The following is a 17761-nucleotide window of genomic DNA, read 5'->3' as shown; positions in this document are numbered from 1 at the left end:
TAAGGTTCCGTTAAGCGTATCATTTACAAATAAAATTGAAAGTTTGTAATACGTTATGTTTACTTTTGCACTGATTTTTACATACAATTCACCATGAGTGACCTTGACTATATAAACAGCGGGAACGCTGCATACATCGATTCTTTATACGAAAGTTATAAACAGGACCCGGAATCAGTCGATTTCGGATGGCAAAAATTCTTCGAAGGCTTTGATTTTGGTAAGGGCGCACCGGCTGAGCAGCAGCAGGCAGGGGCAGAAACGCCTGAGCATTTCCTTAAGGAAATTAATGTATTGAACATGATCAACGGGTACCGTACCCGCGGGCACCTGTTCTCAAAAACCAATCCGGTGCGCGAGCGCCGTAAGTATTTTCCGGGTAAAGAGCTTGAAACTTTTGGTTTAAGTGAGGCGGACCTGGATACCGTTTTTAATGCTGGTGTAGAAGTTGGCCTGGGTGCAGCGAAACTGCGCGATATTCACCAGTTACTGGAAGATACGTATTGTGGCCCTATCGGTGCTGAGTACCGTTACATCCGTAACCCGATAAAAATTAAGTGGTTTGAGCAGCGCATGGAAAAACAGCGTAACAAACCGGCTTTTTCTGTTGACGATAAAAAGCACATTCTTAACAAGCTTACCGAGGCGGTTATATTCGAAAACTTTTTAGGCACCAAATTCCTGGGCCAAAAACGCTTTTCACTTGAAGGTGCCGAGGCGTTGATTCCCGCGCTTGATTCGGTAATTCAAAAAGGCGCGCAAATAGGTATCGAAGAGTTTATTATCGGTATGGCGCACCGTGGCCGTTTAAATGTACTGGCCAACATTATGGAGAAAACCTATAAAGAGATTTTCTCTGAATTTGAAGGTAAAAACTACGATTCGGAATCACCATTTGGCGGCGACGTTAAATATCACCTTGGTTTTTCAACTGATGTGGAAGCGGCCAATGGTAAAAAGGTTCACCTGAGCCTTTGCCCTAACCCATCGCACCTGGAAGCGGTTGATCCGGTTGTTGAAGGTTTGACACGATCAAAAATAGATTATAAATACAAAGGCGACTTTACCAAGATAGCACCGATACTTATACACGGTGATGCCTCCATCGCCGGTCAGGGCATTGTGTACGAGGTGTTGCAGATGGAGAAACTGGAAGGTTACCGAACCGGTGGCACTATTCACCTGGTTATTAACAACCAAATAGGTTTTACCACCAACTTTAAGGATGCCCGTTCAAGCACCTACTGTACCGATGTGGCCAAAACGGTGCTTTCGCCGGTTTTCCACGTAAATGGTGATGATGTCGAGGCCCTTACCTACGTAATTAATATGGCGATGGAATACCGTCAGGTTTTCCATGACGATGTGTTTATTGACATATTGTGCTACCGTCGTTACGGCCATAACGAAAGCGATGAGCCTAAATTTACCCAGCCGGTATTATACAAGGCTATCGAAAAACATCCAAACCCGCGCGAAGTATATTTGAAAAAACTGATCGCCGAAGGCAGCGTTACCGAGCAGTTTGCCAAGGATGACGAGAAGCAATTCCGCGCGCAGCTGCAAAAGGAACTGGATGAGGTTAAGGCGCAGGATCGCTTTACCGACCAGTTGCCGATGTTTGCAGGCGCATGGCAAGGCTTACATTTACCAACTGAAAAGGAGCTGATGTTGCCGGTTGACACATCGGTATCTGAGGAAGACTTACTACAGATCGGCCGTGCGATAACCGAGCTGCCCAAGGACAAGGAATTTTTCAAGAAGATAGAGAAGCTTTTTGAAGACCGTAATAAAATGGTGAATGAAACCCGTGTGTTCGATTGGGCAATGGGCGAATTACTGGCTTACGGATCTTTATTAAAAGAAGGCCATCCGGTAAGGTTAAGCGGTGAGGACGTTAAACGCGGTACCTTCTCGCACAGGCACGCGGTGCTTACCCTTGCCGAAAGTGAGAACGAGTACACGCCACTGGAAACAGTAGCCGGCAACACGCCGTTTTATATTTACAACTCCCTGCTTTCTGAGTATGGCGTACTGGGTTTTGAATATGGTTATGCCCTGGCTAACCCTAAAGCCCTTACCATTTGGGAAGCCCAGTTTGGTGATTTCTTTAATGGTGCCCAGATTATAATTGACCAATACATAGCCAGCGCCGAAACTAAATGGCAGCGTGGTAACGGTTTGGTAATGTTGCTGCCGCATGGTTACGAAGGCCAGGGCCCTGAGCACTCATCAGCGCGCGTTGAACGCTTTTTAGAACTTTGCGCCGATAACAATATACAAGTAGCTAACTGTACTACACCGGCCAACTTCTTCCACATACTGCGCCGCCAGATGAAACGCAGCTTCCGTAAGCCGCTGGTTATTTTCACACCAAAGAGCTTACTGCGCAGCCCTAAATGCGTATCTCCTATCGAGGAGTTTACCAAAGGCCGTTTCCACGAGCTGTATGATGATGAGTGGGCTGATCCTAAAAAGGTAAAACGCGTACTGCTTTGTACCGGTAAAATATATTATGAGCTGCTTGAAAAACAGCAAACAGATAACCGTAAGGATGTGGCAATTGTGCGTATTGAGCAATTGTACCCTACGCCAGTGCACCACATATTGAAGATCAAGCAAAAATATGCCAAGGCGAAAGAGTTTATCTGGGTACAGGAAGAGCCTGAAAACATGGGTGGCTGGCCGTATATCTGCCGTAAATTCCATAGTGATAGCGTGTTTAATCTTCACGTAATCTCGCGTAACGAGGGTAGCAGTACCGCGACAGGTTACGCAAAGCAACACGCGGCACAACAGCTATACATCATTAACAAGGCATTTGAAACGCCGGGCGAAAAGGATGTAAAGAAAACCATCGACAAAACAACCAAGAAGATGGCTGAGACCGGCGCGGATTGATATTTGTAGTCGATAGTCCATGGCCTATAGTTAATAGAAAAACGCTATCGCCTATGGACCATGGACTATCGACCAATACACGACTAAGAAACCCAAAATACTATGGACTATGGTCCATGTACTATCGACAAATAAACAACTATAACTACTATCATGAGTTTAGAAATAAAAGTTCCGCCGGTAGGCGAATCAATTACCGAAGTAACCCTGTCGAGCTGGATTAAAAAAGACGGCGACCAGGTAGCCATGGATGAAGTGATCGCCGAGTTAGAATCAGATAAAGCTACATTTGAACTGACCGCCGAAAAAGCAGGAACTTTAAAAACTATTGCCGCCGAAGGTGATACATTAGCCATAGGTGCGGTGGTTGCCAGCATTGAGGATGGCGGCGGCGCAAGCGCTGCTCCGTCAGACACTGATAAAGCCGATGAGTCTGCACCATCTGCGCCGGCGCAACAAGCGGATGCACCTGCACCTGCTGCTGAACCTGCCCAAGGTGGCAGCACACTCGAAATAAAAGTTCCGCCGGTGGGTGAATCAATTACTGAAGTAACGCTTTCGCGCTGGTTGAAAAAAGATGGCGAAGCCGTTGAAATGGACGAAGCCATTGCCGAGCTGGAGTCAGACAAAGCCACGTTTGAATTAACCGCCGAAAAAGCCGGTACCCTAAAAACCCTTGCTGCAGAAGGTGATACTTTACCAATAGGTACCGTAGTTGCCAGCATATCAGGCGGTGGTGCTGCTGCCCCTGCTGCAAAGGCAGAAGCTGCGCCATCTGCTTCACCCGCTCCTGCGGCCGAGGCTTCCACACAAAAAACTTATGCTTCAGGAACACCATCTCCTGCCGCAGGTAAAATATTGGCCGAAAAAGGCGTTGACCCGCAATCAGTAAGCGGAAGCGGCGTTGGTGGCCGTATTACTAAAGAGGATGCTTTGAACGCGCAAAAAGCTTCGCCTGCTCCGGCTAAAACCGAGAGTAAACCTGCTGCTTCAGCGCCAGCCGCTGCTCCTGCTGTAACCGGCGAACGTGGCGAGCGTCGTGAAAAAATGTCATCACTGCGCAAAACGGTTGCAAAGCGTTTGGTTGCCGTTAAAAATGAAACCGCGATGCTGACCACCTTTAACGAGGTTGATATGTCGCCGATCATGGAAATCCGCAGCAAGTACAAAGATAAATTTAAAGAGAAACATGGCGTTGGCTTAGGCTTTATGTCATTTTTTACTAAAGCGGTTACCGAGGCGTTGAAGGATTGGCCTTCTGTTGGTGCCCGTATTGAGGGTGAGGAAATTGTTTACAGCAACTACGCTGACGTTTCTATAGCCGTATCAGCACCTAAAGGCCTGGTGGTTCCGGTTATCCGTAATGCGGATAAATTGAGCCTGGCTGAAATTGAGAAAGAAGTTATCCGCTTAGCTGGTAAAGCCCGCGAAAATAAGCTGGGTATTGACGAGATGAGCGGCGGTACATTCACCATTACCAACGGTGGTGTATTTGGTTCTATGATGTCGACCCCGATCATCAACTCACCGCAATCGGCTATTTTAGGTATGCACAACATTGTGGAGCGCCCTGTGGCGGTAAACGGTCAGGTAGTTATCCGCCCGATGATGTACTTAGCCCTTTCATACGATCATCGTATTATCGATGGCCGCGAATCGGTAAGCTTCCTGGTTAGGGTTAAGCAACTGCTTGAAGATCCTGCAAGGCTTTTATTAGGTGTTTAATAACATCAATTTAATCATAAAAAAAAGCTCAACACTAAGTGTTGAGCTTTTTTTTATGATAGTGATGATCTCGTGTATTAATCTACGCCACCACCGTCGCTGCCATTACTTGTTACGCTGGTAATGGTAAAATCCCACTTTAGGCAGCTAAATGCCGGTATGCTGGTATTTCCGGAAAAGCCATATGCAAGACTGGATGGAACAAGCAACGAAATGCTCTGGGCATTATGCGCCTTGGTTAACCCTTCAATAACGCCCGGTACCAATTGCTCAACAACAAAGCTTGTGCTGGTCGTTGCTTCGTCAATCTTGGTGTTTTTCATGTTATATAAAGCATAGGTAACACCAATGGTTGAAGTTTTATTAATAACTTTTCCGGTATCTGAGCCGGAGAGCTTGTAGTATAAACCGGATGCTGTTTTGGTATAACCACTAAGGCCAATGCCATATGCGTTCGCGTATTTTTGAATGCTCAGATCATCATACGCTTTTTGATCCGATACGATGCGTACCCAGTAATCAAGGCATTGGTTACCTGAAATGCGGTTGCCTGATGTACTGCTACCCGATCCGTATCCTGTAATGCCATAAGCCTGGCGTGATGGAATTAGCAAGCGTGCACTTGCTCCTTTATATTTTAGCACGTTATAAATGGCGTTCTGCAGGCCTTTTGGTAGATTAGATGCCTGGAACTGGCCCAAAAAGCCATAATAATGATTGATAATAGTATCGGAAGCGATATATTTTCCATCAAAACTACGAATGGTATAAACCATAGCCACTCGGTCTGAATATTGAATGCGGGGGCTATCAACCAAACCCTTGTCTATTATTTGGTAATAAAGGCCCGATGTGTCACCATCACTTGTATCGCGTACCATCGCGTTAAGGCCGTTGGTGCTGATATAGTTCTTGATCTGCTGATCGTCATACTCCTTGATGTTAGGGTAAACCTTATCCTTGTTGCACGATGCGAAGATGGCGGTTGATAACAGTAAGAATGTAAAAAGTTTTAATTTCATTTATGTTAGTTCGTTACGTCGTATAGCGTTATATCAAAATCCATCAGTGAGTTAGCCGGTATGCCGTATTTCGGTTGTTCGTAAGGGCCATACGCATACCTTGATGGTGTAAGGATGCGCACCCTGCCTCCTTTTTGTACTTGCGGTATACCCAGTTGCCAGGACCTGATGATGCCGCTACCCAGTGTGTATGACGGATGAAAAGTGCCTGTAGAATCAACCCTCTGGCCTGTAAGTAACAGTTTTGCAGTGTATCCTACGGTAACTTTGGTTGAGTTGGTATAAACCGCGTTGCCACTACCTGCATTAAGCACTATATAATACACACCCGAAGTATCAATACGTTTGGCAACATCCTGCAGGTTATTGTCGGTAATATACTTTTGCATAAGCTCATCATCTATGCGTGCCTGCTCGCGATACCTTTCGGCCCCGACTAACGATTTTTTACAACCTATGGCAAACACCATGGCTGCAAAGCAGCATATAACCAACAGTATCCTGTTCATTTTGATATCTCAACCGGCAAAGTTATCGTTTTATAATTCAAAAACAGCAGCTTAACACTTTTTAACGTTTAACGTTATTGCTGTGGCTTTATTTTAGCCGGGTTAATGTTTATCCGGGTCGTAATTTAGGGTGAGTGTGTTGATCTTTTTCAGCAGATTGCTGAGGTACTCGCGTTCCTTTTCGTTGATGCGGCTGTTAAGGTAATTGTTAAATTGTTTAACCACCTGTCTTGCCAGCTGGCGCTTCTGTTTACCCTCGGCAGTTAAGTAAATTTTAACCGAACGTTTATCTCCTGCATTTATCTCGCGATAGATCAGTCCGGTTGTTTCCAGGTGATTAAGCATGCGCGAAAGGCTGGTTGATTTTAAACCAAGCAGCTGCGCCGCCTGTGATACGGTTGTGCCTTCCGTTTCATCAATATTAATCAGCAGGTAGCCTATTTTTTGGGTGATGCCGTGCTCAATAACAATCTGGTTATAGCGGTTGGCCATGTTTTGCCAAACAATTTTGAGCAGATAATCAATAGTTTCCTGATGCTTTAACGGGTTACGCATAATCAAACATACATAAATTTACAGCCCGCCGGCCTTATCAACCGTATCTAAAAACTTTACCAGCCCATCAAGTGCCCGGGCGCGGTGGCTAATGGCATTCTTTTCATCCAAGTTCATTTGGGCAAAGGTTACGGTATGGCCCTGTGGTTCAAATATAGGGTCGTAACCAAAACCGCCGCTGCCTGCGCGTTCGTGCCTTATGGTGCCTTCAACCGTTCCCTCGAAAAGGTGCTCCTGTCCCTCCCACAGTAACGATATAACAGTTCTAAAACGGGCGGACCGGTTGGTTACGCCTTGCATGTTTTTCAGCACCTTGTCCATGTTGGCATCGTGGTCGCCATGTACACCGGAGTATCTTGCAGAGTAAACACCCGGCTCTCCATTCAGCGCATCTATCTCCAGCCCGCTGTCGTCGGCAAAGCAGTTAATGGCATACCGATCATAAATAAAACGGCTTTTTATGGATGCATTTTCTGTAAAGGTGCTTCCTGTTTCTTCTATATCACCGGCAAAGCCAATATCAGCCAGGGTTAGCAGCTCTATTTTATTCCCGGTCATTTGGGCTACCTCCTCCAGCTTGTGGCGGTTATTGGTAGCCATTATCAGTTTGTGCATGTTTGTTAAAAGTTTTTAACCTGTTCCCAAAAGGCCTTTTTGTTTTCGTTGCTGGTCATCATCTCGCCAAAAGCAAAAGTTATCAGCACCGGCAGATTTTCAAATTGCTGCGGTTGGTTAAATGCTATTTTATTTAACTCAGCTGGTGCCGCTTGCTTACCCAATACCAATAATTTAGTTGGCTTAAGCTGCTCCTGAAGCGCAAATAGGACTAATCCGTTATTACCGGCTAAATTAACGATAGCAATATCATCAATCGTATAATCCTTGCGTTTAAGGGTAGCTTCGAGGGCCGCCTGATGATCTGCAGCTATAAAAGGCTCATCGTTATAGTAGGTTAAAATGAGCAAACCCTTTTTATTTTGGCCAAGATAAGCTGCTGGTTTTAACTCTTCGGCTTTAGCAGGGGTTTCAACTTCAGGTTCCGGTTGTAGCGGTGCTTTATCGGCCCCGGCAATTAATGGTTCCCCGTTGAACAAATGCTTTTCGCTGTTCAGCAAAAAAATATCTTCATTAAATAAATACCGGTACGCTGCTGTGTCTTCTACTCTCACTTTAACAAATTTTAACAAAAGTAATTAAACGCTTTAACGCTTTATGGGCATATTAGCACAATAATAATGTGCATATTTATTTAAACGCGGTAATTAACAATTTTTTACCGAAATTCGTGTTTTTTTAAGGATAGCTATCCGATACAGAATGAGCAAATTAAGATATATCAAAAACATTGCGAATGTGGCGTTAGGGTTAATGCTGATGGCAGGTACCGCGTTCGCGCAAAAAAAACAAACGCTTGATAAGGTTGCCGCCGTAGTTGGTAACAGCCCGATATTACAATCGGACGTTGAATTACAGTACGCCCGTTATCAAGCCGAGGGTGGTACTCCTAATCCGGATATTAAATGCCAGATTATGCAAACCCTGGTGAGCCAAAAGCTGCTTGGCCAGCAAGCGGTTATTGACAGTGTGCAGGTAAAGGATGAAGAAGTAGATAACGAAGTTGACCGCAGAATGCGTGGCATGATACAGCGTGCAGGCGGACAGGAAAGACTTGAGGGTTTCCTGGGCCGATCAGTACTGCAATACAAAGATGAAATTCGTGATGACCTGCGCGAACAGATGATTGCCCAGCGCATGCGCGAAAAGATCATCGAGAAACTGAACGTTACTCCGCAGGAAGTAAAAGAGTTTTTTGAGAAGATACCAAAGGACAGCCTGCCCACCATCAACAAAGAAGTTGAAGTTGGCGAGATTGTTTTTCAGCCAAAGCTTACAAAAGAGGAGAAAGCCGTTTACAAACAAAAGGCAGAGGATTTACGTGCCCGCGTAAAAAAAGGTGAAGATTTCGCCTCACTTGCACGGCTATACTCGCAGGATGGCTCAGCAGCTGAAGGTGGCGACCTGGGTTTTGCCGACCGTAACAGCTACGTTAAGGAATTTGCGGCCTACGCGTTTAAATTAAAAGCAGGTGAAATATCACCTGTGTTTGAAACCGATTATGGCTTTCACTTTTTGCAGGTTATTGAACGTCGCGGCGAACAGGTGCACGTTCGCCATATATTGATTATACCGGCTACTACCGAGGCAAGCCTTACACGTGCCAGCCACATGGCGGATAGTATTTATACTTTGATGAAGAAGAACAAGGCGATCGACTTCTCAAGCGCGGCAGCCTACTACTCTGATAATAAAGATACTAAGTACAATGGCGGCATGATGCTGAACCTGGAGGATGTACAATCGCGCAGTACGCTTATCCCTACCGACAAGCTGGATCCGCAGGTTGCCCTTGTGATTGATACCATGAAGGTTGGCGAGTTTTCAAAACCGCAGCTTTTAGCCGAGAAGGATGGTAAAAAGAATTATAAGATACTTTATCTAAAATCGGTAACGGATGCGCACAAGGCCAGCATTGAAAAGGACTTTCCGAAACTAAAGGAACAGGCTTACAATGCCAAAATGAACCGTATGATAAGCGAGTGGTTTGAGCGTAAGCGTAAGGAAACCTACATCCGTATTGACGACGAGAACGCGGCTTGTCCGCAACTTAAGGGCTGGTCAACGGCAACTACCGCGCAAGCCAACTAATTAATATGCAATACGGATCAGACGTTGAGGCAGCCGAAGCTTTATGCCAGGCCTATAAAAAGCTCCGTGCCGAGATAGGCAAGGTAATTATAGGGCAGGATGAAGTGATCAAATATGTACTGGTGTCCATCTTCAGCAACGGGCATTGCCTGTTGGTTGGGGTGCCGGGGCTTGCCAAAACGCTGCTGGTACAAACCGTAGCGAGCGCCCTGCAGCTCGATTTTAAACGCATACAGTTTACGCCCGACCTGATGCCATCAGACATTATTGGCGCAGAGATTTTAGGCGAAGACCGCAATTTTAAGTTCATCCACGGGCCGGTGTTTTCAAATATCATATTGGCCGATGAAATAAACCGTACGCCGCCTAAAACACAGGCCGCCCTGCTCGAAGCCATGCAGGAGAAGGCCGTTACCGCAGCCGGTATTACACATAAACTGGCACAACCGTTTTTTGTACTGGCCACCCAAAACCCTATTGAGCAGGAAGGCACTTATCCATTACCGGAGGCGCAGCTGGACAGGTTTATGTTTAACGTAACTTTGAGTTACCCAACATTCGCCGAGGAACTGCAGGTGGTTAAAAACACTACAGGTACTATAAAAAGCGAAGTTAACCATATATTAAACGCGCAGCAGATAGTTTACTTTCAGCAATTGGTACGTAACATACCTGTGGCCGATAACGTGTTGGAATACGCCGTAAGGCTGGTTGGCAAAACCCGCCCCAACGGTGAGCTTGCAACCCCGCAGATAAAGCGTTTACTGAATTGGGGCGCAGGCCCGCGGGCATCGCAGTTTTTAATTTTAGGTGCCAAGTGCCATGCGGTAATCAATGGGAAATATTCGCCGGATATTGAAGATGTGCAGGCCATAGCCAAGCCTATTTTAAGTCACCGTATAGTGCGCAGTTACCATGCTGAGGCTGAAGGGCTAAGTAATGATGATATTATACAACAGCTTTTTTAGCTTTGTATTAAACCCATAAAATAAAGGCGGCTTACTGATGAGGTGAGCCGCCTTTGTTATAAAAAAAGCGGATGAACATCTTAAATGCCCATCCGCTCAACTATATAATCACTATTAAAATCTTATTGATCCTCGTCTTCGTCGCCGGTGCTATCGGCAGCCGACTGATCATTGTTATTTTCGGGAACGCCAACCACTTTGTAAACTTTTTTGTCGTTCGCATCGCGGTCTTCCTTATAGTAAACACCCATCTGGTCAACATAAAGCTTTTCGCCATTAAGCTTAACCTTGCGGGTATCCGGCGGCAAATCAACCACTATATCGCCCACTAAAGGCAATTGTTCGTTATAGCCTTCATCGGTATTCAGTTCGCCGTCTTTACCGGCAATCTGGTAAGTGGTAGTACCATCGTCTTTAGTTACCGGTTGATAGTAAACGCCGTTCAATTCATAATATTGAACACCGTTGATCACGATGGACTGCGCTTTTGATGGCAGCTCTTTGATCTCGGCCCCTACCGGCGGTTCAACAACGGTGTACTGATCATCAGTGCCCTGTTGGTAATATAAACCATCGCTATAGTAATACTGTGCGTTGTTCCAGTAAAATGGGTAATAACCAAAAGGTAACACCCCTATGCTAAAGCCAATGTGTGGCATATAGTATGATGAATAAAAACCACGGTAAGGATAATAAAAGCCACCACCATAATAACCACGGCCATAGTAGCGGTCACCGTAGTAACGATTGCCATAATAGCGGTTACCATAATAACGGTTGCCGTAATAACCACGTCCGTTGTATGGAGGGCGAGCGTACACCCTGTTGCCGTAATTATTAAAGCGGCTACCCTGATAGTTATTGAACCTGCCATTTGCCGACACGCTACCGCGGCTGTCGGGGCGGCTAAAGCCAGATACGCCCGGCCTGTTTGATGGCGACGACATACGGGGCCCAGGTGCCGCGCTGCCAAATGATGGCCTTGAGCCACCGCTGAAAGAAGGGCGTGAGCCACTTGAGCTCATTGATGGGCGGGACATACCGCCACCACCGCCAAATGAAGGACGTGAAATGCCTACGCTGCCGCCACCGCCGCCACGCATACCACCACCACCGCCGCCTCCGCGTCCGGCGCGTTGCGCGTCGGCGCTAAATACTGTAAACGAGCAAAGTAGCCCGCTTAAAGCAACATAAAGCAAATTTTTATATGACCTTTTCATCTTAATATTATTAGCTAACAGCTTCGCTGTTATAGTATATATGACTATAAAATAAGTAAACGGTTTAACATGGTTTAAATTATTTTAAAGCGCTCTATATCCGTCATACCCAGGCAATAATTGCCGGCTAATAATAAAACTATATAACTGTATAAATCGTTATATAAGTAATTATAAACCAGATTATTGAAGTATGGAAACTAATCATGATGATTTAAACTACCGCGACGGTGGTTTAAATAAAGAGGAAGGCTCTGCTGTAAAGTTTAATCCGGATGCGCAAAAGCACGCTATCGAAGCTATTGAAGAGGATGAAGCGGCCCGAATTGATGAACCTACCAAAAAGCGGGATGAAGAGGATGATGCAATGGAAGCATACGGGTTGTAATTTATAACTCTTCCGCTATGAACAATTGCGGCAAATTAAACTGCAAACTAATAAAGCCATCATGCGTAGTTCTGAAACAGCCGTTGCCTATTGACTCGAGTCCGCTGGTATGCAGCTCACCGGGATGCGATATAAGCCTGATGAGTTGCCCGGCAGGCTTCCATTTGCTAAAGCCGCTTTGCACCGAGTAAATACGTTCGGTACCGTGCAGTATAACCAGGTTAATCTTGTCTGCAAAGAACACATAGTCCTTAAGCTGCAGGTCGTCGGTTATAATATTAACTGCCGGATAGCCGTGTGTAACCAAAAATTTAAGCGCCGCTACAGCTATATCGTCAGCCCCGGCGGGCATCAGTTTTACGTCTGATTGGAAATGTATATGCGCATCATTTGTGATCAGCCAGTCAATCTTAATGCCATAGGCATGTAGTTGTTCCGCCGTGTCAGGCGTGGCAATAACCGTCGGGCTCCATTCCAACAACTGGCCCAGTAACTCGTCCGAAAACGTATTTAAGCCAAGCACCAGCAAGGCCGGTTCCTGTTTTTCGCGTACTACATGGTGCGATGACATGTGTGTTTCTTAATTAACATGGCATATAGTATTGCAAACTTTTTAACATGCCGGTTCTTTTATCAAAAAGTAATAATAGCGAATCGTCGCTCATTGTTTTTGAAAGGGCTAACCTGAGGCCTGAATAGTTGCCGTCAGCCGTTTTTACATCGGAAACCTCAGCTCCGGCTGCCGGAAACATTTTTTTTATATCGGTAATGTTAGTCTTTCCATCTAACCTCACTTCATCAAAGCTCAAAAAAGTATTGGGATCCCTGGTAAAATCTATGCCCGAAAACACTACAGTGTCGCCATACTTTTCAAAGCTTACACCTTTGGCATAGTACTGCTCAAACTTGCGCTCGTAAAATGATGTGCAAATGTTGTTCATATCGGGTGTTATAATGCTATCCGGCTTACCTAACAATGCTTTTAGCTTTTGCACGTTGCTCTCCATTGGCAGCTTGCCGCAAATACGCATTTCGTTCACGGGCAAAAATTCTTTGTTAACGCTGCTTGTATCAGTGTTAGTGCTATCCACATTGGCTGTTGCATTTTCCGTTGTCGGCCTTAAATTGTTTTTTTTAGCTGTTTGGGTTTGACAGCTTGTCATCGCTATTGAAAAGCTCAGTAGTAACAAAGCTTTAGTTAAGGCAGGTATCTTCATTTTTTATTGGTTTTGGTTTAGTCAAATATAATTGCCTGTAATTATGGAAACCGCTGTTTTTTTAATAATTATTATCCTGCGTTTAAAGTTCTGATAGCAATGATAGCTACTATGCAAATTATGGATAGCCAAAATATCGCCCGCCCATGTTTTCTGTCCGATTCTTTATATCGCAAGATGCGCTCACCGTTTGGCAGGGTTAACTTTGAATAACTGATAAGCCAACCAATGTAAGCTCCTATTGCACCAAACAAAAAAGCGAATATATAGCCTATAATAATCAGGCGTGTGGCATTAGGCTCAGGCGTTTTAAGCTCATCAATGTACGCTTGTTTTGCCTCGGTAATTTGTTGGTCGCTTAGGTTCGCTCCGCGTTCATTCAAAATTCTTTTTGCGAGTAATTGATCGAAGTTGCTCCACTCATCGGTTTTAGTAATAACTTCCATCAACTCGGCATCTGTAAAGGCGAATAAATAATGATCGCTTTGTACTTGGGTTATGTTTTCTGCCTCATGCCGGTTAATGACATCATTGGCCCGTTCAAAATCAGCAGCACGTATCTTAATCAAATAATCCCTGTCAAACTCAACGTTGTTGTCAAAATATGGCTTAAATGATAATGCATCTTCTTCAACAGTATAAGTTATGTTGTTATTTTTTAGCAAAACCACCAGATCTTCGGCCAGGGCCGCATCATTGAATTTTTTAAAAGTAACGAATTCTTTCATTTGGTATCCGGATTTCAAATCTATTTGCTTTTGGCTGCCATATAATCCAGCGTTAAATTGCACAGGGCTTTTACGCCGAGGGTAAAGCCGCTTTCATCAATAAAAAAATCGGGTGTGTGATGTGGCGGGGCGGTTAACGAGTTAACGCCTTTTGGCATTCCGCCCAAAAAGAAGAATATTCCGGGCACTTTTTCCTGGTAAAAACTGAAATCCTCGGCGCCGGTTACCGGAGGCACCTGTAATACGTTGCTTTTACCCGCCGTAGCTTGCAGTGTAGGCAGCATTTTGGCGGTAAGTGCGGGGTCATTGTATGTTACTGGGTAGTGGTTGCTGTAGGGTATCTTTACTTCCGCAGTAGCGTTATAGGCTTCGGCCGTTTTCTCGGCAATTTGCTTTACCCTTTGGGTGATCAGTTTTTCATCGGCATCAGTAAAAAAGCGCAGTGTGCCCTGCATTTCTACCGTTTCGGGTATGATATTGAATCGGGTGCCGCCTTTTATGGCGCCTATAGTAACAACCGCCGGGTTTTGCGTTACATTAACGTTTCGGCTTACAATAGTTTGCAGGCTGCTGATGATCTGTGCCGACACCACCACCGGGTCAACACTTTGCCAGGGATAAGCGCCGTGCGATGATTTACCTTTTACGGTGATCAGCATATCGTTAACGCCTGCCATGGTACCGCCAGGGCGACAGGTTATGGTGCCAACCTCTAAACTTGAATTGATGTGCAGCCCGAAAATGGCATCTACCTTAGGATTTGTTAATACCCCTTGTTTCACCATTTCTTCGGCGCCGCCTTTTTCTCCGTAAGGTGCGCCTTCTTCAGCTGGTTGAAAAATGAATTTTACGGTGCCTGTCAAATCCTTTTTCATCGACGATAAAACCTCGGCTACGGCCATCAATATCGCCATGTGCGAATCATGTCCGCAGGCATGCATGGTGCCAACTTCCTGCCGGTTATAAGTGGTTTTTATTTTTGAGGCGAATGGTAAGTTGACGCGTTCGGTAACGGGCAAACCATCCATATCGGCGCGCAAAGCTACCACCGGACCAGGCTTACCGCCTTTTAGTATCCCAACAACACCTGTTGTGGCGATACCGGTTTTGACCTCTATGCCCAGGCTTTGCAAATGTTTGGCTATAATGCCAGATGTGCGTACCTCACGGTTACCCAGCTCCGGGTTTTGATGAAAATCCCGCCGCCAGGCAACGAGTTTGGCCTGCAGGGCCTCAGCCTTTGTTGCTGCTGTAGCTTTAAGTTTTGTGTTTTGGGCCGATACGGCTAATGATAACAGGGAGAAAGCAATAAGGCAAAACTTTTTCATTTACGAATGTTTTGCCTTAAAGATAATGTTTAAATGGTAGATTAATTGAAGTTGAGCAAGTCAACCACAAAAATCAACGGCGCATTTGGCGGGATGGTGCCCTTGCCGCTTACGCCATATGCCAGTCCTGATGGGATAAGCAGCAAAATGCGCCCACCTGAATTAATACGCGGTATGCCTAACTGCCAACCTTTGATGAAGCCAACCAGCGGATAAGTAGTGTTCCCTTTGTCGAATTGCGTACCGTTTAACAGCTTGCCGGTATAATTAATGCTGATGTTTGAATTAACGGTAGGGTAAGCGCCGGTGCCGGTTTTTAGTATTTCGTAATAAATCCCGTTTTCGTCCTTAACAGCGTTGATTTTTGCGCTTTTGGTGGTGTCGTTATAAGTTTTGATGTAAGCCTGGATATCTTTGTCATCCTTATCTGCTTGTTTTGATGCATCTTTATCGCCATCCTTTTTACAAGCTGTAAAAGCCATCATTACTATGGCCAAAGTGCCAAATAAGTATTTTAATCTGCTCATATATCTTTTTTACAACTAACGTATTTATGCAGCAAAACGCTACAAGCCTGTATTAATTTGTTGTAGCAATGTTCAGTTCTTTCATTTGCTCTGGCGCGATGGTTGACGGCGAATCGATCATCACATCGCGGCCCGAGTTGTTTTTAGGGAAGGCGATCACATCGCGGATGGAATCCAAACCTGCGAAGATGGAGCACAATCTATCAAACCCAAACGCTATCCCGCCATGCGGAGGCGCGCCAAATTCAAAGGCATCAAGCAAAAAACCAAACTGTTTTTGCGCTTCCTCGGCCGAGAACCCCAAGTGTTTGAACATCAGCGATTGTAATGTTTTTTCGTGGATACGGATGGAACCACCACCTATCTCGGTACCGTTAATCACCAGGTCATACGCGTTTGCGCGTACGCTGCCCGGTTCGGTATCTAACAGTGCAATATCTTCTGGTTTTGGCGAGGTGAACGGGTGGTGCATGGCGTGGTAGCGGCCATTTTCCTCATCCCACTCCAGCAGCGGAAAATCAACCACCCACAGCGGTGCAAATTTATCCTTATCGCGTAAGCCTAAACGGCCCCCCATTTCGAGGCGCAATTCATTCAGTTGTTTACGTACCTTATCGGCAGGGCCGGCAAGTACCAGCATTAAGTCGCCTGCTTCCGCTTCAAATGCAGCTGCCCAGTTGGTCAGTTCATCTTCATTATAAAATTTATCAACGGATGATTTTAGCGTACCATCCGTATTGTAACGGCAATAAACCAAACCGCTGGCGCCAATTTGCGGGCGTTTTAGCCAGTCGGTCAGTTCATCAACCTGTTTACGGGTGTAGCCCGCGCAGCCTTTGGCATTGATGCCTACAACCAGTTCCGCATTATCAAAAATGGCGAAGTTTTTGCCTTTAACCACATCATTCAGTTCAACGAATTGCATACCGAAACGCACATCCGGTTTATCTGAACCATACAGGCGCATAGCATCCGAATATTGCATACGCGGAAAAGTATCTAAAGTGATACCCTTAACTACACTGAAAAGGTGACGGGTAAGGCCTTCAAAAATATTTAATATATCTTCCTGTTCAACAAACGAGAGCTCACAGTCAATTTGCGTAAATTCGGGCTGACGGTCGGCACGTAAGTCTTCATCGCGGAAACATTTCACGATCTGAAAATAACGGTCAAAACCGCTCACCATCAGCAACTGCTTAAAGGTTTGCGGCGATTGCGGCAGGGCGTAGAATTCGCCCGGGTTCATGCGGCTTGGCACCACAAAGTCTCGCGCGCCCTCTGGTGTTGATTTAATCAGCACCGGGGTTTCCACTTCAATAAAGCCCTGCGCATCCAGGTACTTGCGTACTTCCTGGCCCATGCGGTGGCGCAGCATCAGGTTTTGGCGTATAGGGTTACGGCGCAAATCAAGGTAACGGTATTTGGCCCGCAGTTCCTCGCCGCCGTCGGTTTCGTCCTCAATTAAAAACGGCGGTATCTTTGCCGCGTTCAGGATATCTAACTCCTCAACGGCAATTTCAATATCGCCGGTTGGTATTTTTGGGTTTTTGCTGGTGCGCTCAAGTACTTTGCCGGTTACTTTAATCACAAATTCGCGCCCAAGGCTGCGTGCCTTTTCACGCAATTCAGCGTCAGTATCTGCATTGAGTATCAACTGGGTTAAGCCGAATCTGTCGCGAATGTCAATAAAGGTAGTGCCTCCAAGGTCGCGTGATTTTTGTACCCATCCGCAAAGGGTTACTGTTTGGCCTAAACTATTGATATTTAATTCGCCGCAAGTATGAGTTCTAAGCATATCCCGTTTTATTTAAAGTGAGCAAAAGTACATTTTTGCCCCGAAAGCCAAAAGGTTTTTCGGTATCATAACAACAGTCGTACGGGCATCGGCAATCAAATCCTGTCCAATTTATAATCATATTTTAATAGTGAATACTTATGCTGAAGAAAATCGCCTAAAATCTTCA

17 protein-coding genes are annotated in these 17761 nt (G+C 45.4%); 5 read left to right on the top strand and 12 right to left on the bottom strand.

Annotated elements, in window-relative coordinates; genetic code table 11:
* The first annotated feature begins 93 nt into the window (after window positions 1–93).
* Complete coding sequence (locus tag LT679_RS12570) at window positions 94–2901, top strand: 2-oxoglutarate dehydrogenase E1 component (RefSeq protein ID WP_232177943.1); 2808 nt, start codon at window positions 94–96, stop codon at window positions 2899–2901.
* 153 nt (window positions 2902–3054) lie between these two features.
* Window positions 3055–4626 carry a 2-oxoglutarate dehydrogenase complex dihydrolipoyllysine-residue succinyltransferase gene (gene odhB, locus LT679_RS12565; protein ID WP_232177942.1) on the top strand — a complete coding sequence of 524 codons (1572 nt, stop codon included), beginning with the start codon at window positions 3055–3057 and terminating at the stop codon, window positions 4624–4626.
* A 77-nt stretch (window positions 4627–4703) separates the two neighbouring features.
* Here the strand turns inward: odhB and LT679_RS12560 are convergent, their stop codons facing one another.
* From LT679_RS12560 to LT679_RS12540, 5 genes are all read right to left on the bottom strand, one after another.
* Entirely contained in the window at window positions 4704–5648 is a 945-nt protein-coding gene (locus LT679_RS12560) for an FKBP-type peptidyl-prolyl cis-trans isomerase (protein ID WP_232177941.1), read from the bottom strand.
* 5 nt (window positions 5649–5653) lie between these two features.
* A complete protein-coding gene (locus tag LT679_RS12555; RefSeq protein WP_232177940.1) occupies window positions 5654–6157 on the bottom strand; it encodes an FKBP-type peptidyl-prolyl cis-trans isomerase in 504 nt (167 codons plus the stop codon).
* Window positions 6158–6259: 102 nt separating this feature from the next.
* Window positions 6260–6712, bottom strand: coding sequence for a MarR family winged helix-turn-helix transcriptional regulator (locus LT679_RS12550; RefSeq protein WP_232177939.1), 453 nt, complete (start codon window positions 6710–6712; stop codon window positions 6260–6262).
* An 18-nt stretch (window positions 6713–6730) separates the two neighbouring features.
* Window positions 6731–7327: an RdgB/HAM1 family non-canonical purine NTP pyrophosphatase gene (gene rdgB / locus LT679_RS12545; protein WP_232177938.1), complete on the bottom strand. Its 597-nt coding sequence runs from the start codon at window positions 7325–7327 to the stop codon at window positions 6731–6733.
* 5 nt (window positions 7328–7332) lie between these two features.
* On the bottom strand, window positions 7333–7881 hold the full coding sequence (locus LT679_RS12540) for a hypothetical protein (RefSeq protein WP_232177937.1): 549 nt from the start codon (window positions 7879–7881) through the stop codon (window positions 7333–7335).
* A gap of 148 nt (window positions 7882–8029) precedes the next feature.
* On the opposite strand from LT679_RS12540, the gene LT679_RS12535 reads away from it, so the two are divergent.
* The gene (locus LT679_RS12535) at window positions 8030–9418 is read left to right on the top strand and encodes a peptidylprolyl isomerase (RefSeq protein WP_232177936.1); all 1389 of its coding nucleotides are present in this window, start codon (window positions 8030–8032) and stop codon (window positions 9416–9418) included.
* A gap of 5 nt (window positions 9419–9423) precedes the next feature.
* Window positions 9424–10386: an AAA family ATPase gene (locus LT679_RS12530; protein WP_232177935.1), complete on the top strand. Its 963-nt coding sequence runs from the start codon at window positions 9424–9426 to the stop codon at window positions 10384–10386.
* A gap of 122 nt (window positions 10387–10508) precedes the next feature.
* Here LT679_RS12530 and LT679_RS12525 read toward each other — a convergent pair whose 3' ends face one another.
* Entirely contained in the window at window positions 10509–11606 is a 1098-nt protein-coding gene (locus LT679_RS12525) for a DUF6515 family protein (protein ID WP_232177934.1), read from the bottom strand.
* Window positions 11607–11799: 193 nt separating this feature from the next.
* On the opposite strand from LT679_RS12525, the gene LT679_RS12520 reads away from it, so the two are divergent.
* Window positions 11800–11994 (top strand): hypothetical protein, encoded by a 195-nt coding sequence (locus LT679_RS12520; RefSeq protein WP_232177933.1) that lies wholly within the window; start codon window positions 11800–11802, stop codon window positions 11992–11994.
* 1 nt (window position 11995) lies between these two features.
* Here the strand turns inward: LT679_RS12520 and LT679_RS12515 are convergent, their stop codons facing one another.
* The 6 genes from LT679_RS12515 to aspS all read right to left on the bottom strand — a co-directional run bounded on the left by LT679_RS12515 (window position 11996) and on the right by aspS (window position 17592).
* Window positions 11996–12565 carry a thiamine pyrophosphokinase gene (locus LT679_RS12515; protein WP_232177932.1) on the bottom strand — a complete coding sequence of 190 codons (570 nt, stop codon included), beginning with the start codon at window positions 12563–12565 and terminating at the stop codon, window positions 11996–11998.
* Window positions 12566–12578: 13 nt separating this feature from the next.
* Complete coding sequence (locus LT679_RS12510; RefSeq protein ID WP_232177931.1) at window positions 12579–13211, bottom strand: hypothetical protein; 633 nt, start codon at window positions 13209–13211, stop codon at window positions 12579–12581.
* Between the two features lie 71 nt (window positions 13212–13282).
* Window positions 13283–13939, bottom strand: a complete 657-nt coding sequence (locus LT679_RS12505; RefSeq protein WP_232177930.1) for a hypothetical protein — start codon at window positions 13937–13939, stop codon at window positions 13283–13285.
* A gap of 20 nt (window positions 13940–13959) precedes the next feature.
* Complete coding sequence (locus LT679_RS12500; protein ID WP_232177929.1) at window positions 13960–15267, bottom strand: amidohydrolase; 1308 nt, start codon at window positions 15265–15267, stop codon at window positions 13960–13962.
* A gap of 41 nt (window positions 15268–15308) precedes the next feature.
* Entirely contained in the window at window positions 15309–15794 is a 486-nt protein-coding gene (locus LT679_RS12495; RefSeq protein WP_232177928.1) for an FKBP-type peptidyl-prolyl cis-trans isomerase, read from the bottom strand.
* Between the two features lie 52 nt (window positions 15795–15846).
* The gene (gene aspS / locus LT679_RS12490; protein ID WP_232177927.1) at window positions 15847–17592 is read right to left on the bottom strand and encodes an aspartate--tRNA ligase; all 1746 of its coding nucleotides are present in this window, start codon (window positions 17590–17592) and stop codon (window positions 15847–15849) included.
* Window positions 17593–17761 lie beyond the last annotated feature (169 nt).

The sequence above is a fragment of the Mucilaginibacter roseus genome, from assembly GCF_021215455.1.
GTDB classification, from domain to species: domain Bacteria; phylum Bacteroidota; class Bacteroidia; order Sphingobacteriales; family Sphingobacteriaceae; genus Mucilaginibacter; species Mucilaginibacter roseus.
Note: the sequence above shows the minus strand (reverse complement) of the source record. Positions and strands in the feature narration are given on the sequence as shown.